General features: G+C 72.1%; 21 protein-coding genes. 11 read left to right on the top strand and 10 right to left on the bottom strand.

Features of this window, described 5'->3' with window-relative positions; translation table 11 throughout:
- Window positions 1–31 precede the first annotated feature (31 nt).
- Together Aut01nite_RS25395 and Aut01nite_RS25390 are read right to left on the bottom strand one after the other, a co-directional pair.
- Window positions 32–856, bottom strand: coding sequence for a hypothetical protein (locus tag Aut01nite_RS25395; protein ID WP_152628480.1), 825 nt, complete (start codon window positions 854–856; stop codon window positions 32–34).
- Between the two features lie 375 nt (window positions 857–1,231).
- Window positions 1,232–2,338 carry a citrate synthase 2 gene (locus tag Aut01nite_RS25390; RefSeq protein WP_043522459.1) on the bottom strand — a complete coding sequence of 369 codons (1,107 nt, stop codon included), beginning with the start codon at window positions 2,336–2,338 and terminating at the stop codon, window positions 1,232–1,234.
- A 67-nt stretch (window positions 2,339–2,405) separates the two neighbouring features.
- On the opposite strand from Aut01nite_RS25390, the gene Aut01nite_RS25385 reads away from it, so the two are divergent.
- The 5 genes from Aut01nite_RS25385 to Aut01nite_RS25365 all read left to right on the top strand — a co-directional run bounded on the left by Aut01nite_RS25385 (window position 2,406) and on the right by Aut01nite_RS25365 (window position 7,068).
- Entirely contained in the window at window positions 2,406–3,584 is a 1,179-nt protein-coding gene (locus Aut01nite_RS25385) for a citrate synthase (RefSeq protein WP_043522458.1), read from the top strand.
- A gap of 26 nt (window positions 3,585–3,610) precedes the next feature.
- Window positions 3,611–4,252 carry a nitroreductase family protein gene (locus tag Aut01nite_RS25380; protein WP_043522456.1) on the top strand — a complete coding sequence of 214 codons (642 nt, stop codon included), beginning with the start codon at window positions 3,611–3,613 and terminating at the stop codon, window positions 4,250–4,252.
- A gap of 76 nt (window positions 4,253–4,328) precedes the next feature.
- Window positions 4,329–4,955, top strand: coding sequence for a hypothetical protein (locus Aut01nite_RS25375; RefSeq protein WP_052163194.1), 627 nt, complete (start codon window positions 4,329–4,331; stop codon window positions 4,953–4,955).
- Window positions 4,956–5,274: 319 nt separating this feature from the next.
- Complete coding sequence (locus Aut01nite_RS25370) at window positions 5,275–6,462, top strand: hypothetical protein (RefSeq protein WP_052163193.1); 1,188 nt, start codon at window positions 5,275–5,277, stop codon at window positions 6,460–6,462.
- Window positions 6,463–6,603: 141 nt separating this feature from the next.
- The gene (locus tag Aut01nite_RS25365) at window positions 6,604–7,068 is read left to right on the top strand and encodes a hypothetical protein (protein WP_043522455.1); all 465 of its coding nucleotides are present in this window, start codon (window positions 6,604–6,606) and stop codon (window positions 7,066–7,068) included.
- A 976-nt stretch (window positions 7,069–8,044) separates the two neighbouring features.
- On the opposite strand, the gene Aut01nite_RS25360 is transcribed toward Aut01nite_RS25365, so the two are convergent.
- Entirely contained in the window at window positions 8,045–9,814 is a 1,770-nt protein-coding gene (locus Aut01nite_RS25360; protein ID WP_052163192.1) for an ABC transporter ATP-binding protein, read from the bottom strand.
- 120 nt (window positions 9,815–9,934) lie between these two features.
- Between Aut01nite_RS25360 and Aut01nite_RS25355 the strand changes: the two genes are divergently transcribed.
- On the top strand, window positions 9,935–10,453 hold the full coding sequence (locus Aut01nite_RS25355) for a MarR family winged helix-turn-helix transcriptional regulator (protein ID WP_083998482.1): 519 nt from the start codon (window positions 9,935–9,937) through the stop codon (window positions 10,451–10,453).
- 339 nt (window positions 10,454–10,792) lie between these two features.
- On the opposite strand, the gene Aut01nite_RS25350 is transcribed toward Aut01nite_RS25355, so the two are convergent.
- On the bottom strand, window positions 10,793–11,635 hold the full coding sequence (locus Aut01nite_RS25350; protein WP_043522451.1) for a tetratricopeptide repeat protein: 843 nt from the start codon (window positions 11,633–11,635) through the stop codon (window positions 10,793–10,795).
- 72 nt (window positions 11,636–11,707) lie between these two features.
- The gene (locus Aut01nite_RS25345; RefSeq protein WP_043522450.1) at window positions 11,708–12,193 is read right to left on the bottom strand and encodes a MarR family winged helix-turn-helix transcriptional regulator; all 486 of its coding nucleotides are present in this window, start codon (window positions 12,191–12,193) and stop codon (window positions 11,708–11,710) included.
- Window positions 12,194–12,285: 92 nt separating this feature from the next.
- Between Aut01nite_RS25345 and Aut01nite_RS25340 the strand changes: the two genes are divergently transcribed.
- Both Aut01nite_RS25340 and Aut01nite_RS25335 read left to right on the top strand, forming a co-directional pair.
- Window positions 12,286–14,352, top strand: a complete 2,067-nt coding sequence (locus Aut01nite_RS25340; RefSeq protein WP_043522449.1) for an MMPL family transporter — start codon at window positions 12,286–12,288, stop codon at window positions 14,350–14,352.
- Window positions 14,353–14,433: 81 nt separating this feature from the next.
- Window positions 14,434–15,642: a sulfite oxidase gene (locus Aut01nite_RS25335; protein ID WP_043522448.1), complete on the top strand. Its 1,209-nt coding sequence runs from the start codon at window positions 14,434–14,436 to the stop codon at window positions 15,640–15,642.
- Here Aut01nite_RS25335 and Aut01nite_RS25330 read toward each other — a convergent pair.
- Both Aut01nite_RS25330 and Aut01nite_RS25325 read right to left on the bottom strand, forming a co-directional pair.
- Window positions 15,639–16,577, bottom strand: coding sequence for an anti-sigma factor RsbA family regulatory protein (locus Aut01nite_RS25330; RefSeq protein ID WP_043522446.1), 939 nt, complete (start codon window positions 16,575–16,577; stop codon window positions 15,639–15,641). The genes Aut01nite_RS25335 and Aut01nite_RS25330 overlap by 4 nt on opposite strands.
- Entirely contained in the window at window positions 16,574–17,380 is an 807-nt protein-coding gene (locus tag Aut01nite_RS25325) for an MEDS domain-containing protein (RefSeq protein ID WP_043522445.1), read from the bottom strand. Before Aut01nite_RS25325 ends, Aut01nite_RS25330 begins: the two co-directional genes overlap by 4 nt.
- Window positions 17,381–17,475: 95 nt before the next feature.
- On the opposite strand from Aut01nite_RS25325, the gene Aut01nite_RS25320 reads away from it, so the two are divergent.
- Window positions 17,476–18,507 (top strand): LacI family DNA-binding transcriptional regulator, encoded by a 1,032-nt coding sequence (locus Aut01nite_RS25320; RefSeq protein WP_043522444.1) that lies wholly within the window; start codon window positions 17,476–17,478, stop codon window positions 18,505–18,507.
- Window positions 18,508–18,589: 82 nt separating this feature from the next.
- Entirely contained in the window at window positions 18,590–20,263 is a 1,674-nt protein-coding gene (locus Aut01nite_RS25315; protein WP_043522443.1) for a glycoside hydrolase family 13 protein, read from the top strand.
- 270 nt (window positions 20,264–20,533) lie between these two features.
- Here Aut01nite_RS25315 and Aut01nite_RS25310 read toward each other — a convergent pair whose 3' ends face one another.
- The gene (locus Aut01nite_RS25310; protein ID WP_043522442.1) at window positions 20,534–21,340 is read right to left on the bottom strand and encodes an SAM-dependent methyltransferase; all 807 of its coding nucleotides are present in this window, start codon (window positions 21,338–21,340) and stop codon (window positions 20,534–20,536) included.
- 88 nt (window positions 21,341–21,428) lie between these two features.
- Complete coding sequence (locus tag Aut01nite_RS25305) at window positions 21,429–21,722, bottom strand: hypothetical protein (protein ID WP_043522441.1); 294 nt, start codon at window positions 21,720–21,722, stop codon at window positions 21,429–21,431.
- Window positions 21,723–21,859: 137 nt separating this feature from the next.
- Between Aut01nite_RS25305 and Aut01nite_RS25300 the strand changes: the two genes are divergently transcribed.
- On the top strand, window positions 21,860–23,650 hold the full coding sequence (locus Aut01nite_RS25300) for an HEXXH motif domain-containing protein (RefSeq protein WP_052163191.1): 1,791 nt from the start codon (window positions 21,860–21,862) through the stop codon (window positions 23,648–23,650).
- On the opposite strand, the gene Aut01nite_RS25295 is transcribed toward Aut01nite_RS25300, so the two are convergent.
- On the bottom strand, window positions 23,603–23,869 hold the full coding sequence (locus tag Aut01nite_RS25295) for an effector-associated domain 2-containing protein (RefSeq protein ID WP_043522440.1): 267 nt from the start codon (window positions 23,867–23,869) through the stop codon (window positions 23,603–23,605). The genes Aut01nite_RS25300 and Aut01nite_RS25295 overlap by 48 nt on opposite strands.
- Window positions 23,870–23,923 lie beyond the last annotated feature (54 nt).

The following is a 23,923-nucleotide window of genomic DNA, read 5'->3' as shown; positions in this document are numbered from 1 at the left end:
GCGGTCTTCCGGCCGCCGCCTTACGCCCCGGTCATGCCGCGGCGCGGCGGACGGTCACGTCGTCCCGCGCCGCGTGGGCGGGCAGTGCGTCCCGGGAGTCTCCGGCGCTCAGCGTGCGCCCGGTCGGCGGGTCGACGACGATCGCCGTGAGTGTGAAGCCGTCCTCGCCGCCGCTCTCCAGCCCGGCCGGACCGCAGGTGAAGGCCCGCCCGGCGCGGCAGGCGCCCGCGACGTGGTAGGAGCCGGCGCCGTGCCGCCACAGCAACCAGATCTGGTGGCCGTCGGGCAGGTCCGCGTCGCCGCTGACCGTCACGCCCGGCGGTACGGTCTCGCCGTCGCCGGGCTGACCGATCCGGATCGACGCCGCCTTCTCCGGTGTCCCGGCGCTCGCCGAACCCGTGGTCGCGCTGGTCTGTGCCGGTGTCGTCCCGGCCGGCGCGGAACTCGCCGACGGCAGCGCCGACACGGCGCCGGCCTTGGTGGACGGCACCGTCGACGGCACACCGCGTGCGTCCCGGGCGCCGCCGGTACGCCCGCCCCGCGTGGTCTGGTCCGCCGACGGTTCGCCGGGTGGCGCGTAGGGCGCGAGACCGGAGTGGACCGCCGCGGCGGAGACCTTCACGGCGGACGGCTGCGGCACGGCCACCGGCGGCATCCGGAACTCCGCAGGCGCCGGGGCGGCTCCGAACACCGACACGATCACCGCCCCGGCCGCCACCGCCGCGAACACCACACTCAGTCCGGGCCGACGGCGCGCCTCCCGCCGCACCGCCGCGACCACCACACTCGGTCGGGGCCGACGGCGCGTCTCCCGCCGCACCGCCGCGACCACGACACCCCACCGCCTGGCAACCATCGAACGCCTTCCGCATGATTCTCAGGCCGCCGGTGTGCGCCGCCGGCCGGCGCGCCGTGCTCAGCGGCGCCATCCGACCTGACAACCCACTCGCCACCGATTTGGATGCGGTTGTCCGTAGTGTCGCCCTTGTGGCGCGCACAGCCGGTGCGCCTCCCGGACTCCTGGCTGGCTGTCAGTGCCGTCTCGGCGCGGCTGAGACAGCCATCCGTGCCCTTTCGACGCCCGTGCCGTGCGTGAAAGTCGGCCGCTGGACGCGGTTGCCATAACGCTTTCGATCAAGGCATGAGCTGCGGTGATGGCCGACTTTCGAGTCACACTGACTGCCCGCCGGCCCCTGGGCCGCACCCCTCGCGTGCCCCGGCCGCCGACGGATCAGCTGTTGCGGGTCAGGGCGTCCGGCCACCCCGCGACCGCGGCGGCGTCCCGCTCACCGGGCCCGACGTAGTCCGCCGACGGGCGAATGATCTTGCCGAGGCGCTTCTGCTCCAGGATGTGGGCGCTCCACCCGGCCGTCCGGGCACAGGTGAACATCGCCGCGAACATCTCGGCGGGCACCCCGGCGAAGTCGAGGATCACCGCCGCCCAGAACTCGACGTTGGTCTCCAGCACCCGGTCCGGCTTGCGGTCCCGGAGCTCGGCCAGGGCGGCGATCTCCAGTTCCCGGGCCACCTCGTAGCGGGGCGCGGCCAGCTCCCGGGCGGCCTGCCGCAGGATCCGGGCCCGGGGGTCCTCGGCCCGGTACACCGCATGCCCGAAGCCCATCAGCCGCTGACCGCTGTCGAGCAGTCCCCGCACGTACCGCCGCGGCTCCGCCCCTCGCTCCACCTCCTCGATCATGCCGAGCGCCCGGGCCGGCGCCCCGCCGTGCAACGGCCCGGAGAGGGCCGCGACCGCCGCCGACAGGCAGGCCGGCACGTCGGCGCCGGTACTGGCGACCACCCGTGCGGTGAACGTCGACGCGTTCATGCCGTGCTCCGCCGCACAGATCCAGTACCTGTCGATCGCGGCGACCTGCCGGGGATCCGGCTCGCCCCGCCAGGCGATCATGAATTGCTCGGTCGCGGTCCGCCCCCGCTCCACCAGCTGCCGCGGAACCGCCGGGCCGCCGTTGCGGGCCGCCCGGGCGACGTACGCCAGCACGGCCGCCGAACCGCGTGCCAGATCGTCGCGCGCCTGTGCCTCCGGAATGTCGATCAGCTGCCGCAGCCCCCACCGCGGGGCGAGCAGCGACACCGCGGCCTGCACGTCCGCCCGGATGTCGCCGCTCGTCGCCACGGCCGGCAGCTCCTCGGCGGCGGGCAGCGGGCGGGCGAAGTCGCCGTCGACGAGCAGCCCCCACACGTCGCCGAACGACACCTTCCCGGCGAGCGAGGTGATGTCGACGCCGCGGTATCGCAGCGCTCCGCCGTTCCGGTCCGGTTCGGCGATCTCGGTGTCGAACGCGACGACACCGGCGAGTCCAGGATTCACAGTCAACATGATTTCAATGTGGATGACGTACATGTTGACGTCAATGTTGATGCAGTCAATATGAGAGGATGGTGACATGTCTCCGCAAGCTCTGCTGACCACCGAGGAAGTCGCTACCCTGCTGGGCGTCAAACCGGCGACCGTCTACGCCTACGTCAGCCGTGGCCTGCTCACCAGCCGACGCAACGCCGACGGCAAGAACAGCCTGTTCGCCAGGGCCGACGTCGACACGTTCCTGGCCGGCCGCCGCCGCGCCACCACGCCCGGCATCCAGACCGGCATCACGCTGATCCGCGACGGCACCCTGCACTACCGCGGCCACGACGCGACCGCCCTGGCCCGCGACACCCCGTTCGAGGCCGTGGCGGGCCTGCTCTGGACCGGCGCGCTCGACGACGTGCCGTTCCCGGTCGGTGCCGAGCAGCAGGCCCTGGCCCGGGCGGTGACCGACCCGCTGCCCCCGGCCGCCCGCCGCACCGACCGCTTCCGCGTCGCGATCGCCGCGATGGCCGCCGCCGACCCGCTGCGCTTCGACACCACCCCGGCCGCCGTCGTCACCACCGGCCGCCAGCTCATCGCCACCATGGTCCACGCCCTGCCCCCGCTCGTGCCCCGGCCCGGCCCGGCCCCGCGGCTGGCCGCGCTGCTCTGGCCCCGGCTGACGGCGGCGGAACCCACCGATGCCGCGCTCCGCCTGCTCAACGCCGCGCTGGTGCTGCTCGCCGACCACGACATCGCCGCGTCGACCCTGGCCGCCCGGGTCGCCGCGTCCACCCGGGCGCACCCCTACGCGGTGGTCAGCGCCGGACTGGCCGCGTTCGACGGGCCTCTGCACGGCGCGGCGAGCGGCCTGGCGTACCCCCTGGTGGAAGAAGCGATGAACGGCCCCGGCCCGGTCGCCACCATCGCCGAACGGCTGCGGTCCGGGACACCGGTGCCCGGCTTCGGTCATCCGCTCTACCCGGCCGGGGATCCGCGTGCCCGCGCCCTGTTCGACCTGCTCGGCGACGGCCCGGCGAAGGAGACGGCGTTGCGGCTGGACGACGCGATGCGTACTCGATCGGGCACCGCGGCCAATGTGGACCTCGCGCTCGCCGCCCTCGCCCTGCACCACCGCATGCCGGCGGACGCCGGCGAGGCGATCTTCGCGGTGGCCCGGACCGCCGGCTGGCTCGCCCACGCCCTGGAGGAGTACGCCGACCGCCCGCTCCGGTTCCGCCCGTCCGGCACCTACGCCGGCAACCCGCCCGCCTGATCCCTACCGGCCAGTACGCTCGGCGCATGACCTCTCCCGACCCGCACGCGCTTCCCCTCCTCGAGGCGCTCCACTCCACCCCGGCCCGCCGCTACCTGTCCGGCGAGCCGATCGCCGACGACGTGATCCGGGCGATCCTGGACGCCGCGATCCGTGGCCCCTCCGCCGGCAACGGCCAGTTCTGGGCCTGGATCGTCGTCCGCGACCCGGAGGTGAAGAAGCAGATCGCCGGCTGGTACCGGGAAGGCTGGGAACGCCACTACGGCTCCCGTCGCGAGCAGATCCTCGGCGCTCCCGAGGGCGGCCCGATGAGCAAACGCAGCTTCCTCGCCGCCGACCACCTCGCCAACCACCTCGAGGAGGCGCCGGTCTGGATCATCCCGGTGCTGCTCGGCGCCGCGAAGTCGACGAACCCGCGGCTCGGCTCGTCGATCTACGGCGCGGTCCAGCACCTGATCCTGGCCGCCCGCGCCTACGGTCTCGGCGCCACCCTCACCACCCTGCACATCGGCCACGAGGACGACGTCCGGGAACTGCTCGGCCTGCCCGAGGACGCGCTGACGATGGCCCTGATCCCGCTCGGCCACCCGAGCCGCGGCCGCTGGTCCGAGCCGAAACGCCGCCCCCTGGACGAGGTCGTCCACTTCGACAGGTTCACCACCGACTGATTCCGGTACGTTCCGAGCAGCCCACCGCCGGTCCGGGAACGAGCACCGCCCCGGCCCGGCGGATAGGTTTCGGGATGTGACCGCCGAGGAGTACAGCGCCGCGAACATCGAGGTCCTGGAATTGGACGAGTCCGTCCGCAAGCGGCCCGGCATGTACTTCGGGTTCGGCCTCGGCGATCCCCGCCTGCCCACGCAGATCCTGACGGTCGTCGTGTGCCACGCCTTCCACCCGGCGAACGCGGTGGGCCCCGATCATCGGCCCCGGGTGGTCGCCGAGGTCACCGGTGCCCTCACGTTCACCGTGACCGACGACCACGCCGAAACCCTGCCCGACTCCGGTGAACCCACGCTCGGTTACCGCGACTCGCTGCTCACCGTCACCCGCTGGTCGAGCGCCGCCGCCGCGGCCCTCACCACCCGCACCGTCGTCGAGATCTGGCGGGACGGCCGCGGTCTCCGCCAGGAACTCGCCGGCGCCCAGCCGCTGAGCCCGCCCGTCCCGTTCGTGCCGCCGGGCGGCTCCGGCACCCGGGTCGCGTTCGCCCTCGACCCCGCCCTGCTCGCGCCCGGCGCCGCCGTCACCGCGGACCTCGCCGCCCTCGACGTGCACGGCCATTACTGCGAGGCGGAGCCGGGCACCGGCCCCGTCGTCATCCGCGACCTCCGTGACCCGGCCGCGCCGATCACCCACCGCCTGCCCTGACCGCCCCGCACGCCGTCACCTTCGGCGGCGTCGCGCGGCTCTTGGTCGCCCGGAGTGTGCCGTCCCCAGTCTAATCCCGGCGGCGAACGCGGTCACTCGGCCATTCACCCCTGTTGAGCTGCGCGTTCACTTTCTACTGTGGCTTCTCGGAAGTTCCGAACGACCGAACCCGGAGGCCCCGCTGTACGTCGACGACGCGTTCCTGGACCACTACCACCATCCCGCCCGCGCCCGGCTGCGCGGCCTCGCCGTCAACCCGAAGATCCCCGCCGGCCTGCTGCGCCGGCTCGTCACCGAACGGGCCGGGATCGTCCGGTTCATGCTGACGACCCGTACGGTGTGGACCGGCGACCAGTTCCACGCCCTGGCCACCCACCCCGATCCGGAAGTCCGGATGACCCTCGCGGAGGCCGTCCACATCAGCGCCGACCAGCGGGCCACCCTGGTCGAGGATCCGGAGTTCCGGGTGCTGGCGACCCTGGCCGAAGGCCCCGACGCGTTCGTCGCCTTCACCTGGGAGCCGCTGCCGCCACCACTGCCCGAGTGGGCCTACCACCGGCTGCTGGAACGGAGCCCCCGACTCGGACGGCACCTGATCCACAACCCCTGGCTGCCGCGTGACCTCCGGAACCGGCTGCTGCCATCCCGCCCCACCGAGCCACCGCAGGCGCCCGAGCCGGCCGAGGTCCGTGCCGCCTCCGGCGTCGTCTGGACACGTGCTGCCGCCGCCGCGGAACCCGAACTCTCCGCCGACGTCGTAGCGCGTCTCGCCATCGATCCCGCGCCGGAGGTCCGGCTGGCCGTGTCGATGCGCGCGGAACTCAGCGAAGCCGAGCGTGCCGCGATCGACTACCACGTCGGCCCCGACGACCGGATCGTGCCCGCCGCCTGGGCGGCCAGGACCCGTGATCCCGAGCAGCAGCGCCGCTGCGCGTTCTCCGCCCACATCGGCCTGCGCCGCAGCGCCGCCGTGAACCCGCATCTGCCACCGGACCTGATCCGCGTCCTCGCCGCCGACGACGATTTCGCGGTCCGGCTCCTGCTGTGCGAACGGCACGACGACGTCCCGCCGCAGACCGTGCTCGACACGTTCCTGGAAGCGAGAACGATGACCCGCGGCCGCCTCCTGACCCACCCGAGTTTCCCGAGCACCGGCCTGGCCCGGCTCGCCGACTCCCCCGACCCCCAGGTCCGCGCCCTGGCCGTCCGCGACCCCGACGCCACCACCGACCTGATCGACCGGCTCAGCCGCGACCCGGACCCGTCGGTGCGCTGCTCGACGGCCGCCGACCCGCGGCTGTCCCCCACCCGCGTCCTCGAACTCTTCGACGACCCGGAGACGACCGGCCGAGCCGCCGCCGGCCCGCACCTGCCGATCACCCTCATGAACCACATCCTGACCAGCGCCGCCGTCCTGGACACCCCGGCCGCCGACACCACCCAGCCCGCGATCTTCCTGGGCCGCTGGTCCCGCGGCGACTTCCCCACCACTTCCACCGACGATTGACGACCCCCGGACCCCGGGATCTCAGCGATCCCGGGGTCCCTCCTACACGATCCGCGGCCGGGACCGTCCTGACAGGCCGCGATAGGTTCCTGCCATGTCCGACCGACCGCATCGCGACAGCCTCGCCTCACGGAGCCCGGCATGATCCGACAGGCTCGGCAACTGATCGAGACGTTCACCGCCCCCGACGCGCCCACGCTGGACACCGCACTCACGAACCTCGGCTGGACGCTGGACACCCCGCCCGGCCGATCCTCGGAACGGTGGACAGCCGGTGATCACTTCGGCCACCGCGGAGGGTCGGATGGAATGGAGGCCTTCGAGTTGAACCTCGTCTTCCACGACCCCGAGGAAGGCGCCGACTTCGACGCGCTCTACACCCGGTTCGAAGACGAGTACGACAGGCTGGCCCACCAGGTCACGGCCCGTCTCGGCCCGGCCTCACTGATTTCGATGTACGACGACCCGCCACTCCCGATCGACGGCCAGTTCGACCGCGCGTCCGTCTGGTCCCGCGAACCGTGGTCGTTCATGGTCGCGTTCCAGCACGAGGACAAGGAGATCCCGCTCCGCCTCTCCCTGACGGTCTTCCGCCCTCTTTCCTGAGCCATTCTCGCCTACCGAAAGGGACGAAACGGCAACGGTCCCGCCTTCGACAGGCCACTTCCTCACTTGACCAGCTGTACGCGCCAGGCCGCGACGCAGAAGACCCCGGGCAGAGAGGACCGCCCACACAGCCGGGAAACCCCCGGCCGGCTCTCACCGCCGCCTCCCGCCGCTTGAGACAGCCCTGACCCTGCCGGCCAGTTACTCGCCCGGCTGGCCAGTTACTCGCCCGCCGGTTGTCGATCTTGTGAGGTTGTGGTGAATCGGTTCGCCCGAAACTCACTAGATCTCTCGCGTGAGGGGTGGAAGGGGTGAATCCGTCACGGGCGGACGGGTTTTTCGTCCGCCGGGTCGGATCTGGTGAGCGCGCGGTAGCGCGGACAGCGCACGCTCCACCATCGACAAGGGGGGCGGCGAATCGGCCAGCAGAGTCGGCAGTGACGACCAGCCGGCCGTAACGGCGCCGGGCTCGCCCACGGATCGACAGGCAACCCCGGGCAGAAAGCACAGACACACAGGCCGGCAGGCTCGAACGCGCCCGCTCTCACGCGAGACAGCCGCTGAGAGAAGCCGAGCAGCGCGAGAACGACCTGACAAAACCGTCTGTCCGGCCCGGCATGGCGGTGCCGTGCGGTGCGGCAGCCGTCCGGTGCGGCGACCGTGCGGCGCAGCGACCGTCCGCTGCGGCGACGTCCGGCGCAGCGACCGTCCGCTGCGGCGACGTCCGGCGCAGCGACGTCCGGCGCGGCGACCGTCCGGCGCGGCAAGGAAAACAGCGTGAGCCAGCAGGGCACGGAGGTCAGCGCGACCCGGCGGGACCAGGATCACGCGGTTCGGCACAAAGGGGAACCACGTGCACCGGCTCCACTGAAGACCACGCGCACCGGCATTAACCGGCACGACGGGGGACGGTGAGGATGGCGCAGCGTGGCGGCGGGAGCGGAAGCGGGGGCGAGAGGCCAACGGGAGCGGGAGGTCAGCGGGCCAGGGTGGCGTAGTGGCCGGCGGCCTCGAGGAGGGTGTCGTGGGTTCCGGATTCGAGGATGCGGCCGTGGTCGATGACGGCGATCTGGTCGGCGTTGCGGACGGTGGACAGGCGGTGGGCGATGGTGATCGTGGTACGGCCGGCGGACAGGGTGTCGAAAGCACGCTGGACGGCCCGCTCCGTCTCGTTGTCGAGGGCGCTGGTGGCCTCGTCGAGGACCAGGATGCGTGGGTCGCGCAGCAGCGTGCGGGCGATGGCGATGCGCTGTTTCTCGCCGCCGGAGAAGCGGTGGCCGCGGGAGCCGACCATGGTGTCGTAGCCGTCGGGGAGCGCGTCGATCAGGTCGTGGATCTGGGCGGCGCGGGCGGCACGCTCGATCTCGGTGTCGGTGGCGTCCGGTTTCGCGTAGCGCAGGTTCTCCCGGATGGTGGTGTGCAGCAGGTAGGTCTCCTGGCTGACCACGCCGACGATCGCGGCCAGGTCGTCGAGGGCGAGGTCGCGAATGTCGACGCCGTCGATGCAGACGCGGCCCGACGTGGGGTCGTGGAGCCGGGCGATCAGGGCGGCGATGGTGCTCTTGCCGGACCCGGTCTCCCCGACGAGCGCCAGTGACGTGCCGGCGGGGACGTCGAGACTGACACCGGCGAGAGCGGCGGTGGCACCGTCCCCGTACGCGAAAGTGACGTCCTCGAACCGTAGGTGGCCCCGCACCTCCGGAAGCCGCACCGGTGTCGCCGGCTCCTGGATGTCGACCGGCAGGTCGAGGTATTCGAAGATGCGCTGGAACAGCGCCAGCGACGCGACGAGCGTGACGCCGACGTCGAGCAGGCTCATCAGCGGCCGGAACAGGCTCGCCTGCAGGCCGGTGAAAGCGACCAGGGTGCCGATGCTCATCGCGCCGAACGTGCCGGGCAGGCCGGCGGCCAGGTAGATCACCGCGGGGATGATCGCGAAGACGATGTTCATGCTGGCCATCCGCCAGCGGCCGGCCAGCTCGGAACGCAGCTCCAGGTCGATGAGACGGCTCGAGGAGGCGGCGAACCGCTCGGTCAGCGCACCGCTCGCGCCCATCGTCTTGGCCAGTTGCACGCCGCTGATCGACAGGCCCTCGTCGATGATCACGTTGAGGTCGGCGAGCTCGCGCTGCCGCTGGGCGGTGATGGCCTGGCGCATCCGGGCGACCCGGCGCGTCCAGTAGACCGCGGGTGGCAGCGCGACCAGCGACACCAGGGCGAGCTGCCAGGACAGCGCGGCCATCGCCACGACGGTGGCGACGACGGTGGTCAGGTTGGCGGCGACGGAGGTGGCGGTCGTGGTGACGACCTGCTGCATGCCGCCGATGTCGTTGGTGATGCGGGACTGCACCTCGCCGGTGCGGGTGCGGGTGAAGAACGCGACGGACTGCCGCTGCAGGTGCGCGAACACGTCGGTGCGCAGCCGGTGCATGACCCGCTGGCCGACGGTCGTGGCGATCCAGGTCTGCACGACACCGAGGGCGGAGGTCGCCGCGGCGACCCCGACCATGCCGGCCACCAGCAGGACGAGCAGCCGCAGGTCGGACTGCGGGAGGGCGACGTCGATGACCTCACGCAGGAGGAACGGCGACGCCATCGAGATCACGGAGGAGAGGACGATGACGGCCACGACGAGGGCGAGATGCCCGCGGTGGCCGATGAACAGGGCGCCGATGCGGCGCAACGAGACGGCGCGTGCCTGCGCCTTCTCCGCGGCGGTCAGGGTTTGACCTTTTCTTCCAGCCAAGAGCAAGAGCCTTCCATTTCTGTACGCCCCCGGCGCCCCGCTCCGACACGGAACCCCGGCTAACAAACTGAGGTTACCTCAACATGAGGGAACAACGGTAGTCGCTGGTAGTTTGTTCCCATGGAGGACGACGGCCTGCTGGAATCGTTCTGGGCGGTGACCCGGCGCCTGCGCGAGCACACCCGGGTCACCCTCGAGCCCTGGCACGTCTCGCCGTCGCAGTCCCGCGCCCTCGGCGTGCTCGACCGGCACGGCGAGATGCGCCTGAGCGTGCTGGCGGAGCATCTGCGGATCGCCCCGCGTTCGGCTACCGAGGTGATCGACGACCTGCAGGGCCGCGGCCTGGTCGAGCGCCGCCCCGACCCGTCCGACAGGCGCGCCACCCTGGTCGTGCTGACCGGGGAGGGCACCGCCACCGCGCGGGCGATCAAGGAGGCCCGCGCCGCCGAGGCCGAGCACCTGTTCGCGGGCCTCGACCCGGCCGAGCGCGCCGAGCTGACCCGCATCCTGCACCGGCTGCGCGAGAGCCGCTGGCCGGACGACGCGCGGGAGAGACCGCACGACCTCGCACGGGAGGAAGCGCAGGACCCCGCACGGGAAGAAGCGCAGATTGACGCGCGGGACACAGCACAGCATTAACGCCCGAGAGAGAGCCCAGGACGACGCGCAGGAGTAGGCGAAGGGCTGACGCGCAGGAGAAGGCGAAGGGCTGACGCGCAGGAGAAGGCGAAGGGTTTGAACGCCCGGGAGAAAGCCCGAACCGACACGCAGGAGAGGGCACGGGGTCGACGCCCGAGGGAAGGCCCAGGACGAAGAAGGGAAACGGAAACACCCGCCGGCTATCCGGCGCGATCCGGACATCAGGCGGGCGCGACCCGGCCGAGTGCAGACCTGGCGGAGCGTCCGCGCTCCGAACCCGACAGCGGGTGGAGTTCGGGCGCGAACAGCGGCCGAACTCCACCCGCGGCGAGGACGTTGCTAGCGGGGCGGCCCGGCGGCGGCTGAGATGCATCCGGCCGCGCCGACGGCGCAGAGCAGCGCGAAGTACAGGCTGGTCGGCACGGTCATCACCTCGAACGTCTCGAGGATTCCGGCGAGGGTGAACACGGCGAGGAACCAGATCAGCGCGACCCGGGAGAAGTGCCTGAGCGCCGCTCGGGCCGCGCCGGGACGACGCCGGACCGGCTGGCCCGGGTGGATCCGCAGCGATTCGGCGAACTCGTCGGCGGCCAGGGCCAGCGACGCCGCGTCGACCGCCGTGCTCATGGACTTGTCGAAGGCTCGCAGGGCGGCCCGCGCTCCCGCGTGACCGAAATCGATGGCGAGGGCCTTGCCGAGCGCCTCGCGGGCGCTGAGCGGCCGCCCGATCGCGAAGAGCGCTTGGCCGTATGTCACGAGCAGGTCCGGGTCGTACCCCGCCATGTCGACGACGCACCGCAGTCCCTCGGCCGCGTCGGTCGGCAGGCCGGCGGCGAGTTGGGCTTCGGCGAGCCGGTTGTGCAGGCGCGGGTTGCCGGGGTCCTCCCGGCAGGCCGCCGCCGCGGCGGCGATCGCCTCGGCGTGGTCGCCGAGCCGGCTGCGGGCGTGGCTGAGCCAGAACAGCGATTCGGCGCCGTACGGGTCGAGGTGCCATGCGGCCTGCGCGGCGGCCAGCGCCCCGGCCCGGTCGGCGAGTTCGAGCCGGGCCCGGGTGATCAGGTGCCAGGCGCCGACGTTCTCCGGCTCGCGCCCGACGAAGGGCGCGAGCAGGCGTTCGGCGTTGTGGGCCCGCCCACGGGCGAGCAGGGCGTCGGCCTCGGCGAGAAGGAGCTCGGTCTGCACGCCGCTCTCGATCGGACCGCATCGCCCGGGGTTGCGGGAACCGCCGGTTGAAGGTGCGTTGCGATCCGGGGGTCAGGTGTTGCGCAGCTCGTCCCGGTACGTCACCACGGACGTGATCATGCTTTGCAGGAATCTCTCGATGGTCTGCAGTTCCTCGACGGCGAACTCGGACATGATCTTGTCGGTGCGCGGGGCCAACGGCGCGAAGAACTTGATCGCCAGGGCCATGCCGGCGTCGGCGTACCGCAGGTGGACGACCCGGCGGTCGGCGCTCTCCCGGGTGCGCCGCAGGTGGCCGCCGCGTTCCAGGCGGTCGATCAGGGCGGTGGTGGCGCCGGACGACAGGCCGATGGCCTCGCCCAGCTTGCCGGGGGTGAGCGGGGCGCCTTTGCGCTCGGCGTGCATGACGGCCAGGAGGGCATGCATGTCGGTGGCGTGCAGGCGGTGCTGGTTGGCGAAGGCGTGCCCGATGTGCTGAGCCTCGCCACTGTACGTGTTCAGCAGGTCGACGAGCTCCCTGCGCAACCGCTGGCGTTCTGCGGTCTCGTTCACTTCCACGGGGGCAAGTGTTGCAGATCCCGTACCATTGGTGAACAATCTCGATTATAAAGATTCTCAGTCTTGAAGACTTCCCATAGGGGGACCCAGTAATGAGAAGGGCATGGGCGACGCTTCTGCTGGCCCTGCTGCTCGGCGGACTCGTCTTCGGATTCGCCGGCTCCACCGAGACCGACAACGACCCCACCTCGTCGCTGCCGTCCTCGGCCGAGTCGACACGGGTCGCCGAGCTGCAGAAGGAGCTGCCCTCCGGGCGGACCAATCCGGCGTTGATCGTGGTCGCCAAGAACGGCGCGGCCCTCACCGACGCCGACCTGGTCACGGTCAAGGACCTCGGGCAGCCGATCCTCTCCGACGACCGCAAGGCCGCCATCGTGACCGTGGTGCTGCCGGCCACCGGTGACGCGGACGCCACCATCAAGGCCGTCGACGAGCTGCGGGCGAAGGCCTCCACCGGCCTGCCACCCGGCGTGACCGCGCAGGTCACCGGCGGGGCGGGCTTCAGCGCCGACCTGTCGAACAGTTTCAGCGGCGCGAACACCAAACTGCTGATCGTCACCGTCGTGGTGGTCACGCTGCTGCTGCTGATCACGTACCGCAGCCCGATCCTCTGGGTCGTGCCGCTGTTCGTCGTCGGCTTCGCCGACCAGCTCTCCGCCAAGGTCATCGCGCTGCTGTCGCAGCACACCGACCTGGCGGTGAACGGCTCGACCACCGGCATCGTCACGGTGCTGGTGTTCGGCGCGGGCACCGACTACGCCCTGCTGCTGATCTCGCGCTACCGCGAGGAGCTGCACAGGTACGAGAACCGGCTCGAAGCCATGGGCAAGGCGCTGCGCGGCGCCGGCCCGGCCATCGCCGCCAGCGCGGGCACCGTCATCCTCGCCCTGCTCACCCTGATGCTGGCCAGCCTGAAGAGCAACGTGGCGCTCGGCATCACCGCGGCCGCCGGCGTCGCCATCGCCGCGGTCTTCGCGCTGCTGGTGCTGCCGGCCGCGCTGGTGATCTGCGGCCGCGGCCTGTTCTGGCCGTTCATCCCGCGCGTCGGTCAGGCCGGGCCGGAGGACGGCAAGGGCTTCTGGGCCAGGGTCGGCAGGACCGTGGTGCGCCGCCCGGTCGCCGTGACCGCGCTGTCGGTGGTCGCGCTCGGCCTGCTGTCGCTGGGCGGACTGGGCACCAAGGTCGGCCTGTCGCAGGCCGAGCAGTTCCGGGTCGAGGCCGAGTCGGTGCAGGGCCTGGAGACGCTGAGCAGGTACTTCCCGGCGGGCGCCGCCGGTCCGGCGGCGATCCTGACCGAACCGGCCAAGGCCGAGCAGGTGCTGGCCACCGTCTCCGGGACGGACGGGGTCGCACAGGCCCGGATCGCGGAGAAGACCGACACCCTGGTCGCCGTCAGCGCGGTGCTGGAGGCCGCCCCGGACACCGCCGAGGCGTTCGACACGATCCGCGCGCTGCGCGCCAATCTGGACGGTGAGGCGCTGGTCGGGGGCACGGTCGCGACGGCCCTGGACACCCGGGACGCCGCCCGCCGGGACCTGACGGTGATCGTACCGGTGATCCTTGCCGTGGTCTTCCTGGTCCTGGTCGCGCTGTTGCGGGCGATCGTCGCCCCGATCCTGCTGATGATCACCGTGGTGATCAGTTTCGTGGCCTCGCTGGGCGCCGGCTCCTGGCTGTTCCGCAACGTGCTCGACTACCCGGCCTTGGACAACTCGGTGCCGCTGTTCTCGTTCCTGTTCCTGGTGGCCCTCGGCGTCGACTACAACATCTTCCTGGTCACCCGGGCCAAGGAGGAGGCGGCGACCCGCGGCACCAGGGACGGCATGGTGCACGCCCTGGCGGTGACCGGCGCGGTGATCACCAGCGCGGGCATCCTGCTCGCGGCGGTTTTCGCGGTGCTCGGGGTGCTGCCGGTGGTGACCCTGACCCAGATCGGCATCATCGTCGGCATCGGTGTGCTGCTGGACACGCTGCTGGTGCGTACCGTGCTGGTTCCCGCCCTGGCCACGCTCACCGGCGACCGGTTCTGGTGGCCGGGCCGGCCACAGGCCGTGGCCGGATCCGGCGAGGGTGACGGGACGCCGTCCCGGCCGGCGACCGACTGGGACGCGGTGAACCGCGCCACGCTCACCGAGAACGCCGGCGAGCCCCAGCGGTAGACGATCGCGGGGAGATGCCGGGTGGCCGTGGGCCACCCGGCATCTTCTATATATCCTATTGAATCGATAGGATGACGTTCCATGAACGAGGGTGCATACGACGAGCGCAGGCTGCGCGACTTCATCGCTGGCCGGACCAGCGGTTTCTCCCGGCGAACCCTACTGGCGCTGACCGCGGCGGCGGGGGTGGGCGCGGCGCTTCCGGGCACTCCCGCCCAGGCCGCCGGACCGATCGTCAAACCGCTGCCGGCCGATCTGTTCCGCAGTCTCGGCACCAACGCCGAGACGCTGTGGTCCGCGCTGAAGGGCCAGGGCTACTACGTGCCCGTCGACCGGTTCTTCGTGCGCAACCACACGGTCACGCCCACCATCGACGCGTCCACCTGGAGCCTGGAGATCTCCGGATCGGGCACCAGGACCGCGCACTTCACCCTCGACGACCTCAAACGGCTCCCGAGCGTGACCCGTCCGGTGGCGATCGAGTGCGCCGGCAACGGCCGCGGGTACTTCACCACCCAACAGGGACAGACCGTCTCCGGCACCGCCTGGCGGCTCGGCGCGATCGGCGTCGGCAAGTGGAAGGGCGTCCGGCTCTCCACCGTGCTGCGCCGGGCCGGCATCTCCCGGCACGCCGTCGACGTGCAGCCGATCGGCCTGGACCCGAATTTCGTCTCCGGCGGCGTCGACCTCGGTCCGGTCCGCCGACCGTTCCCGGTGCGCAAGGCGTTCGACGACGTGCTGCTCGCCTACGAGCTCAACGATGAGCCGCTGCCGCCGGACCACGGGTTCCCGGTCCGGGTCGTGGTCCCGGAGTGGATCGGCATCTCCTCGATCAAGTGGGTCGGGCGGATCGAGGTGTCCGCCGAGCCGCTGTTCTCCCCCTGGAACACCCAGTTCTACCGGCTCTTCGGCGAGGGCTTCCCGGCCGACGGCGCGCCGTTCGACCGTCAGGTCGTCAAGAGCGCGTTCGAGCTGGAGCCGGGCACGGTCTTCCGGGCCGGTACGCGGACCCGGCTCACCGGCCGGTCCTGGTCGTCGGACGGCCCGATCCGCGAGGTGAAGGTCAGCACCGACGGCGGGGCGACCTGGCGGCGGGCCCGGCCGTACGGTTCCACCCCGGGTGGCGTCTGGCAGCGCTGGGAGTACGACTGGACTCCGGCCGCCGGGGAGCACGTGCTGCTGGCCCGGGCCACCGACGTCCGCGGCAACACCCAGCCGGAGGTGACCCGGCACAACACGCTCGGCTACCTCTTCGACGCGGTCGTCAAGGTTCCGGTGACCGCCGCCTAACACCAGTGCGGGTTGCCGGCGGTCAGGCGGATGGTGAATCCGTCCGGCCGCCGGTCCAGCACCGCGTGGTCGCTGAACAGGTGGGTGAGCCACAACCCGAGGCCGCCCCGGGTGACGTCGCGGGGTGGCAGCAGCCCCGCGAACGGGTTCTGCGGGCCGGGCCCCTCGTCGCTGATCGCGGCGAGCACCCGGTCGGCGCCGGTCCAGATCCGCACCCGGACGGCGCCCCGCCCGTGCCGGTGCGCGTTGGTGACCGCCTCGCTGACCACCATGAGCAGCTCGTCGGCCGACGGCGCGGCGAGGATCCCGCACGCGGCGTCACGGACCGCCTCGCGGGTGGCCGTGCCGTTCGGGTTCTTCAGGTCGGCGTGCGGCTCGTCCGCCTGCAGCGGATCGGCCAGCGGCTGCCGCGGTTCCATCAGGAACACGGCCGGGTCGGTGTAGGTGCCGCTGGGCAGGTGCCGGCCTCCGGGCGCCGCGGTTGCGGGATGGGTACGCATCACGTCCGCCAGCACCGGGCCCGGCGTGATCCTCGTGTCGTACGCGCACATGCTCCACAACGGGAACCCCTGGAACGCGTGGTTGACCGCCGACTCGTACCGTGCCCACCAGTCCCAGGTCGCGCCGAAGATCTCCGGTGGCAGCTCCCCGATGATCCGGATCTGCCCGGCGCCCGCCGCCACATGAGCGCGGAGCATCTGCCGGTACTCCCGGATCACCGTGGCCGGCCGCGCGTACACCGCTCCCTCGGCCAGGAACGTCACCCCGACCAGGGCCGGCAGCGCCGCCCGCACCAGGGCGGCGTTGCGCGGGCCCAGGGACACGACCGTGGGCTCCCCCGCCGCCACCCCGCCGAGCAGGAACGGCACGACGACGGCGAGCAGGTGGTCGTCGGAGTCGTAGCAGAGGGCCTCGTGCAGGTTCGCGGCCGTCATGGCAGCATCTCCACCCGGATCCGGAGCAGGCCGAGCAGCTCGGCCATCACCGACACGGTGCTCAGCACGGTACGCAGCACGACGACGATCGCATGCCGTTCCGCGTACGCGTGCAGGACACGCAGGCAGTGGTGGTCGATGTAGCGCAGCGCCTCGGCGTGGATCACCACCTCACCGCGGACCGGCCGCAGGCCCGCGCGCTCGATCGCGCCGGCGAGCAGGCCGGTCATCGAGACGTCGAGCTCACCGGAGAGGACGGCGGTCCGCGGGGTGGCGCCGGCGTGCAGCCCGAACGACACCCCGGCGGTGTTGCTGCGCGGGTGCAGGCAGGCGAGCTGGGCCATGGCGTCGTCACCGAGGGCGGAACGGTCGAACACGCAGAGGGCCCGCAGCGGGGCGATGCGCATGTAACGGCCGATGGCGAACTCGTACCGGGCGAAGGCGTCCAGGTGGGCCGCGGTCCGCACCAGGGCGGTGGCGTCCGCGACCACCCGCAGCCCGGTGAAGCCGGCGGAGAGGGCCTGCTCGGTCGCGGTCACGTAGGCGGCCGTCTGCGCGTCCGGGTCGATCGCCCCGTCGGCCGGATAGGCGGTCGCCGGGTCCAGGATCCGCACCGACCGTTCCCGCTTGGCGGATGTGCCGCGCAGCCACTCGGCGATGCCGCCGGACCGGGGGCCGGGAACGTACCAGACCTGTTCACCACAGCAGAGGCCGTTTCGCAGGAACTCGCGGGCATGCCGGTCGAAGGCCCGATCGTCGTCGAAGGACCAGCACGTGTGGTCGGGTAAGAGGGTCGGGCTCACGAGCCCACGTTAGGCGCACCGCCCGCCTTCAAGGGCCGTCGCTTCCCCCGGCCGGGGGAAGCCGTACGGTTGGAATCGGTGCGTTATGGTGGCCCATGCCGTCGAGAAAGGCCACGTCCAGCGACGTCGCGGCGGCGGCCGGGGTCTCCCGTTCGGCCGTCTCGTTCGCCTTCAACAATCCGCAGCGCATCTCGACGGCGACCAGGGAGCGGATCCTGGCGGCGGCCGAGACGCTGGGTTACGCGCCGAGCACGCTGGGCCGGATGCTCCAGGCGGGCACCACCAACTCGCTCGGGGTGCTGCTGCCGCAGCGGCTGGCCCGGATCCTGGAGAACCCGTACTACTCCCGGTTCCTGATGGGCGCCGGGCAGGTGTGCGACCAGGAGGGCTACACGCTGCTGTTGACCCCGCCGTTGCAGGACTCGGTGCTGAAGGCGATCCCGTACGCCGCGGTGGACGGTTTCATCGTGTGCGGGCTGGAGACCGACCGCGGCGAGGTGGCCGAGTTGGATCGGCGCGGCATCCCGTTCGTGCTGATCGACAGCGACCGCCTGGCCGGTGCGCCGAGCGTGGAGGTGGACGACCGGGGCGGCGCCCGCGAGGTGACCCGTTACCTGCTCGAACTGGGTCACCGGCGGCTGGCCGTGCTGTCCATGGACCCGGGCGCGGACGTGGCGGTGCGCGGGTACCGGGGGCCGGTGGCGCGGCGGATGGCCGGGATCGCCGACGCGCTCGGCGAGGCGGGGCTCACGATGGCCGGTGTGCGGCTCGCCGAGGTGCCGGTGACCAGAGCGGACGGGTACCGGGCGACGACGGCGCTGATGACCGGGCCGGACCGTCCGACGGCGGTGCTGGCGCTGTCCGACGTGCTCGCCTACGGGGCCGTGGATGCCTTGCAAGAACTTGCAATCGAAGTGCCCGCAGAGGTGTCCGTGACCGGCTTCGACGACCTCGCCGAGTCGTCCTGGTTCCGGCCGCGGCTGACGACCGTACGCCAGCCGATCGTGACCAAGGGCCGGATGGCCGCCGAGTTCCTGATCTCGGCAATCAAGGGTGAGGCACAGCACCCGCAGCAGATTCTCGGCACCTCGCTGATCGTCCGGGAATCCACCGCGAAAGCGACATAACCCATCACTGCAAGAACTTGCTGAAAGAAAGCAGCCGTCGAGCTATGTAACACGAGTTAGTAAGCTGCTAGCGTTCGTCGCCATGACGGACCAACTGATCGCACCGCCCACCGTGGAGGCGCCGCCGGCATCGTGGTGGCGCAACGCGGTCATCTACCAGATCTACCCGCGCAGCTTCGCCGACTCCAACGGCGACGGCATCGGCGACCTGCCCGGCATCAGCAGCCGCCTGCCGTACCTGCGGGATCTGGGAGTCGACGCGGTGTGGCTCTCCCCCTTCTACGCCTCGCCCCAGGCGGACGCGGGTTACGACGTGTCGGACTACCGCACCGTCGACCCGATCTTCGGCACCGTCGCCGACGCCGAGCAGCTGATCACCGGCGCGCACGCCCTGGGCCTGCGAGTGATCGTCGACCTCGTTCCCAACCACTCCTCGGACCAGCACGACTGGTTCAAGCGCGCGCTCGCCGAGGGACCCGGCTCGCCGTTCCGCGAGCGCTACCACTTCCGCCCCGGCCAGGGTGAGAACGGTGAGCTGCCGCCCAACGACTGGCCGTCGATCTTCGGCGGCCCGGCCTGGACCCGGGTCCCCGACGGCGAGTGGTACCTGCACCTGTTCGCCCCCGAGCAGCCCGACTTCAACTGGGAGCACCCGGCGGTCCGGGACGAGTTCAAGACCATCCTGCGGTTCTGGCTCGACCTGGGCGTCGACGGCTTCCGGGTGGACGTCGCGCACGGCATGGTCAAGGAGGCCGGTCTGCCGGACATCGGCGACACCGGCGAGTGGCACCTGCTCGGCGCCGGTGAGAGCCCGTTCTTCGACCGGGACGGCGTGCACGAGATCTACCGCGACTGGCGCAAGATCCTCGACGAGTACCCCGGCGAGCGCATCGCCGTCGCCGAGGCCTGGGCGCCCAGCCTCGCCCGGGTCGCCAACTACGTGCGCGACGACGAGCTGCACCAGGCGTTCAACTTCAGCTACCTGGGCACCGCGTGGAACGCCCACGAGCAGCAGCAGATGATCGAGGAGTCACTCGCCGCGATGCGCCAGGTCGGTGCGCCGACCACCTGGACCCTGTCGAACCACGACGTGGTCCGGCACACCACCCGCCTGATGCAGAAGATCGAGGGCGACGCCGCCGGTCGCAAGCCCACCGCCGTCGACGAGGTGGCCGGCCTGCGCCGGGGCCGGGCCGCCAGCGCGCTGATGCTGGCCCTGCCCGGCTCCGCCTACGTCTACCAGGGCGAGGAGCTCGGCCTGCCCGAGGTCATCGACCTGCCGCCGGAGGTGCGCCAGGACCCGGCGTTCCACCGCGCGACCGGCCAGGACGGTTACCGTGACGGGTGCCGTGTGCCGATCCCGTGGAGCGGCGACACCGCGCCCTACGGCTTCGGCCCGGAGGGTGGCGGCAGCTGGCTGCCGCAGCCCGCGTCCTGGGCGGGCCTCAGCGTCGCCGCCCAGGCCGGCGTCCCCGGCTCCACGCTGGAGCTGTACCGCGACGCCCTCGCCATCCGCCGCAGCAACCCGGCGCTCGCGCCGGTCGACAACCTGCGCTGGATCACCGCTCCCGCCGGCGTGCTCGCCTTCGAGCGCGCGGTCGAGGGCGCCCCGGTCTTCCGCTGCACGGTCAACATGAGCGACGAGCCGGTCGACCTGGCCCGTCCCGGCGAGTTGCTGCTGGCCAGCAGCCCGGTCGAGATCGGCCCCGACCGGGTGGTCCTGCCGCCGGACACCACCGTGTGGTGGTCCCTCTGAGCACGTCCCGCTGACCCGGGCGCCCGTCCCCGCCAGGACGGGCGCCCGATCCGCAGACCGGTGGCCGACCGCCCCCAGGACGGTTGGGGGCGGCCGGTCATCATGGGCGTGACACTTCACGGGGGGTGTCACGCCCGCCTTATATTCCCTGACCACGGCGGCGAGCGCGACTCGCGCTCCGCCGTTTTCTTTTCCGGTACGGCCACGCATGCCCCGCTCGGCGGAGAAGGACTCGTCGCGCGGCCGCTCATCGGGACGACCGGCGGCAGCCTAGGGTTTGCGGGCGACCGCGCCGAACTCGTCGACCTCGCGCAGGTCCTCGCCGGTGGCGGCCGGCGACGGGCGCCATCTCGAGCACGGGACCAGGCCCGGCTCGAGGACCTCCAGGCCGTCGAGGAAACGGGCGATCTGGTCGGGGTGGCGCAGGTGGTAGCCGAGCGGGGCGTTCGCGTTCCACACCGCGATCGCCTCCTCGAACGCCGGGCCGTCGATGACGTTGGTGCCGTCGGCGGTCAGCAGGTAGCTGCCGGACGGCAGCTCGGCCAGCAGCTCTCGGACGATCGTCACCGCCCGCTCCAGGTCGGGCACGTGTCCGAGGATGTTCATCAGGATCAGCCCGACGGGCTGCGTGAGGTCGAGCGTCGCCCGGGCCGCCGCGATGATCGAGGCGGGCTCGTGCAGGTCCGCGTCGATGTAGTCGGTGCGGCCCTCGGGGGTGCTGGTGAGCAGCGCCCGCGCGTGCACCAGGACGAGCGGGTCGTTGTCGACGTAGACGATCCGGGCGTCCGGCGCGGCGGCCTGCGCGACCTGGTGCGTGTTCTCCGCGGTCGGCATGCCGGTGCCGATGTCCAGGAACTGGCGGATGCCCCGCTCGGTCACCAGGAGGGTGACGGCCCGCTTGAGGAACGCCCGCGAGTGCCGGGCCACCACCTCGATGTCGGGGTAGAGCTTCGCGAAGTCGTCGCCGACCGCCCGGTCCACCGGGAAGTTGTCCTTGCCGCCGAGCCAGTGGTTCCACACCCGGGCCGAATGCGGCACGCTGGTGTCCAGTTTGGCGGCGGTGTGGTGCTCGGTCATGGCGGCGGCTCCCGTCGGCGAGCGTCATGATCGGCGCCGAGCATACGCCGCCCGCACCGGCCGGACCGGCGGGGTCCACAGCGGACCGTCAGAGCGACATGGCGCCGATCCACATGATCGCCGCGCCCAGCACGGTCCCGCCGATCACCCACGGCGTCCGCCCCTGGAACCGGTCGGAACGCCACATCAGGGCCGCGGCGGTCAGCCCGCCGGGCACCAGCCAGATCTCCAGCAGCACCAGCATCCCGGACAGCGCCCGGTCATCACCGTCGGCGGTCGCCGCCGACCAGAGCATCCACACCAGCAGCATCAGGTGCGGCGCGAGCGCCCACACCCCGCCGAGCCACGGCCGCCGGTCCGCCTCGACCTCCCCGTTCACCATCGCCCCACCCCATCACGTCGGCCGATCCTGCTCAACCCCGCCCGCCGCGCCCTCGAACGGCTGCCGACCGTGTGCGTACGATCACCCTGAGGTCAGACAGCGACCGTCGTCGATCGGCTTGAGCGGGGGGCGTATCTGTGGGACAGACTGCCGGCCACGAACACACGCTGCACAATCACCGCATCCCGGTCGCCCAGCTGGCCGAGCTGAACGCCGGCGGCGGCAGCGTCAGCGCCATCCGGACCCTCTGGGCCGGGCAGCGCAGCCGCCGCATCCTCCTGCTCGACGCCGTGCTCCGTGCGGCGGCCGGCGACCCGGCGCGGATGGGCCCGCTGCCGCCGGTGGACGAGGCCTGGACGATCATCGGCGCCGTCGACCCCGGCGATCTGCTGCTGCACCCGCAGGTCGGTTCCTGGGCGGCCTACGTGGTGCGGCGCAGCCGGAATCGGGCGACGTCCGAGGCCCCGTTCTGGATCGACGTCGGGACGTTGCACACGATCGCCCTGATCCTGGCCGCCCGCGCCGGGATCAGCTGGCGGACCCGGGTGCCGGCCCGGGACGGCCGCGTGATGCTGCCGGCTCTCGGGATGGCGAGTTTCCCGGGACTGCGCCGATGGGACACGGTGGAGGCGGGGTGCGAGGACGGCGTGATCCATTTACGGGCCGGCGGCCGCGACCTGCTCGTGCCGGACGGCCCGGCGCCGGAGTCACCCGGATGGTGGCCGCTGCGCCGGATCCGCTCCGGTGACGAGCCCCGCCTGTCGGTGTTCCTCGACGACATCGACCCGTTCCGGGAACTCGCCGACCCGGTCGCGCCCGAGCGCCTCGACGCCGGCGCCGTGTCCCGCTGGACGGACCTGCTGGACGGCGCCTGGTCGGTGCTGTGCCGGGACCATCCGGCGACCGCGGAGGCCCTCGCGGCGGGGGTGGTGAGCCTCGTGCCGTTGCCCGACGACCGGACCGGCATCACCCGGAGCGCCTCCACCGGGGAGGCGTTCGGCAGCGTGATGATCTCGCCACCGTCCGACGAGGTCGACCTGGCGGTCAGCCTGGTCCACGAGTTCCAGCACATCAAGCTCGGCGGTCTCATCCACCTGACCGCGCTGACCACCGGCCCCGCCCCGCCGGTGCGGTACGCGCCCTGGCGCGATGATCCCCGCCCTCTGCCCGGGCTGGTGCAGGGCGTCTACGCGTTCTTCGGCATCGCCGACTTCTGGCGCGTCCGCCGGCTCCACACCGAGGGCCGGCGGCGTACCGTCGCGGATTTCGCGTTCCGGTACGCCCGTGATCAGGTGGAGACCGCGCTGCGGGAACTGTCCGCGGCCGACGGCCTCACCGAGGCCGGCCGCCGTCTGGTCGACGGCTTGGCGAAGACGGTCGAGTCCTGGCCGGACGAGCAGGCGGATCCGGTGGCGGCCACGGTCGCCGCACGGCTCTGCACGGTGCACCGCCTGGAATGGCGGATCCGGCATGTGGTGCCGGATCCGGACCTGGTCCGGCGCCTGGCCGCGGACTGGCCCGCCGCGTCGCCGGTGGATCTCGGGCCGTTCGCCCGGATCGTCCGGCCGCATCCGGAGCTTCGCTGGTCCAGCGGCTGGCAGTCGGCCGCCTGGGCGCACGTCACCGCCCGTGCCGGAGAGCGGACGGGCATCGACGTCGCGGTGGTGACCGGCGACGATGACGCCGCCCGTGCGGCCGCGGTGGAGGGGATCGCGGCCAGTCCCGCCGACCCCCGCGCCTGGGCGGCCCTGGCGAGCACCGCCCCTCCGAGATCACCCCTGGCCACCTGCCCCGAGCTGGTGTGCGCACTGCACGCCGCGCTCCGCGACCGTGGCGTCCACGCCGATCCGCTGACCACGGCCGGGTGGCTGGACCGGGTGTTACCAGTGGGCGCGGACGACCCCGTCGAAGTTCCGGAAGTCGGGTGAGTCGTCGCCGAGCACCAGCCGGAGGGCCTCGACGAGCGCCTGCCGGCCCGCCGGGTCCTGTTCACAGCCGCGCACGATGGCGACGAGGTGCACCCGTGGCAGGGTGCTGTCGGCGATCCCGGAACGAATCCGGACCGGTAACAGGTCCAGCACCAGGCGGCGCTGGTAGTCGTCGCGCATCAGGGGGATGTTCTCCAGCGCGTCGACGACGGCTCTCATGGAACGAACGTTCACCCGGCATCCGATCACTGCCGCGGACATTGACGCCCGCTA

Origin of the sequence: Actinoplanes utahensis (assembly GCF_016862455.1) — a bacterium.
Lineage (GTDB): Bacteria > Actinomycetota > Actinomycetes > Mycobacteriales > Micromonosporaceae > Actinoplanes > Actinoplanes utahensis.
The sequence above is the reverse complement of the archived record's forward strand: the minus strand, read 5'-3'. Positions and strand labels throughout refer to the sequence as shown.

Excerpts from the sequence above, each read along its gene's own strand:
- Aut01nite_RS25395 (WP_152628480.1), bottom strand. The coding sequence starts at position 856 with ATGGTTGCCAGGCGGTGGGGTGTCGTGGTCGCGGCGGTGCGGCGGGAG.
- Aut01nite_RS25390 (WP_043522459.1), bottom strand. The coding sequence starts at position 2,338 with ATGTTGACTGTGAATCCTGGACTCGCCGGTGTCGTCGCGTTCGACACC.
- Aut01nite_RS25385 (WP_043522458.1), top strand. The coding sequence starts at position 2,406 with ATGTCTCCGCAAGCTCTGCTGACCACCGAGGAAGTCGCTACCCTGCTG.
- Aut01nite_RS25380 (WP_043522456.1), top strand. The coding sequence starts at position 3,611 with ATGACCTCTCCCGACCCGCACGCGCTTCCCCTCCTCGAGGCGCTCCAC.
- Aut01nite_RS25370 (WP_052163193.1), top strand. The coding sequence starts at position 5,275 with ATGCTGACGACCCGTACGGTGTGGACCGGCGACCAGTTCCACGCCCTG.
- Aut01nite_RS25365 (WP_043522455.1), top strand. The coding sequence starts at position 6,604 with ATGATCCGACAGGCTCGGCAACTGATCGAGACGTTCACCGCCCCCGAC.
- Aut01nite_RS25355 (WP_083998482.1), top strand. The coding sequence starts at position 9,935 with ATGGAGGACGACGGCCTGCTGGAATCGTTCTGGGCGGTGACCCGGCGC.
- Aut01nite_RS25340 (WP_043522449.1), top strand. The coding sequence starts at position 12,286 with ATGAGAAGGGCATGGGCGACGCTTCTGCTGGCCCTGCTGCTCGGCGGA.
- Aut01nite_RS25335 (WP_043522448.1), top strand. The coding sequence starts at position 14,434 with ATGAACGAGGGTGCATACGACGAGCGCAGGCTGCGCGACTTCATCGCT.
- Aut01nite_RS25330 (WP_043522446.1), bottom strand. The coding sequence starts at position 16,577 with ATGACGGCCGCGAACCTGCACGAGGCCCTCTGCTACGACTCCGACGAC.
- Aut01nite_RS25320 (WP_043522444.1), top strand. The coding sequence starts at position 17,476 with ATGCCGTCGAGAAAGGCCACGTCCAGCGACGTCGCGGCGGCGGCCGGG.
- Aut01nite_RS25315 (WP_043522443.1), top strand. The coding sequence starts at position 18,590 with ATGACGGACCAACTGATCGCACCGCCCACCGTGGAGGCGCCGCCGGCA.
- Aut01nite_RS25310 (WP_043522442.1), bottom strand. The coding sequence starts at position 21,340 with ATGACCGAGCACCACACCGCCGCCAAACTGGACACCAGCGTGCCGCAT.
- Aut01nite_RS25305 (WP_043522441.1), bottom strand. The coding sequence starts at position 21,722 with ATGGTGAACGGGGAGGTCGAGGCGGACCGGCGGCCGTGGCTCGGCGGG.
- Aut01nite_RS25295 (WP_043522440.1), bottom strand. The coding sequence starts at position 23,869 with ATGAGAGCCGTCGTCGACGCGCTGGAGAACATCCCCCTGATGCGCGAC.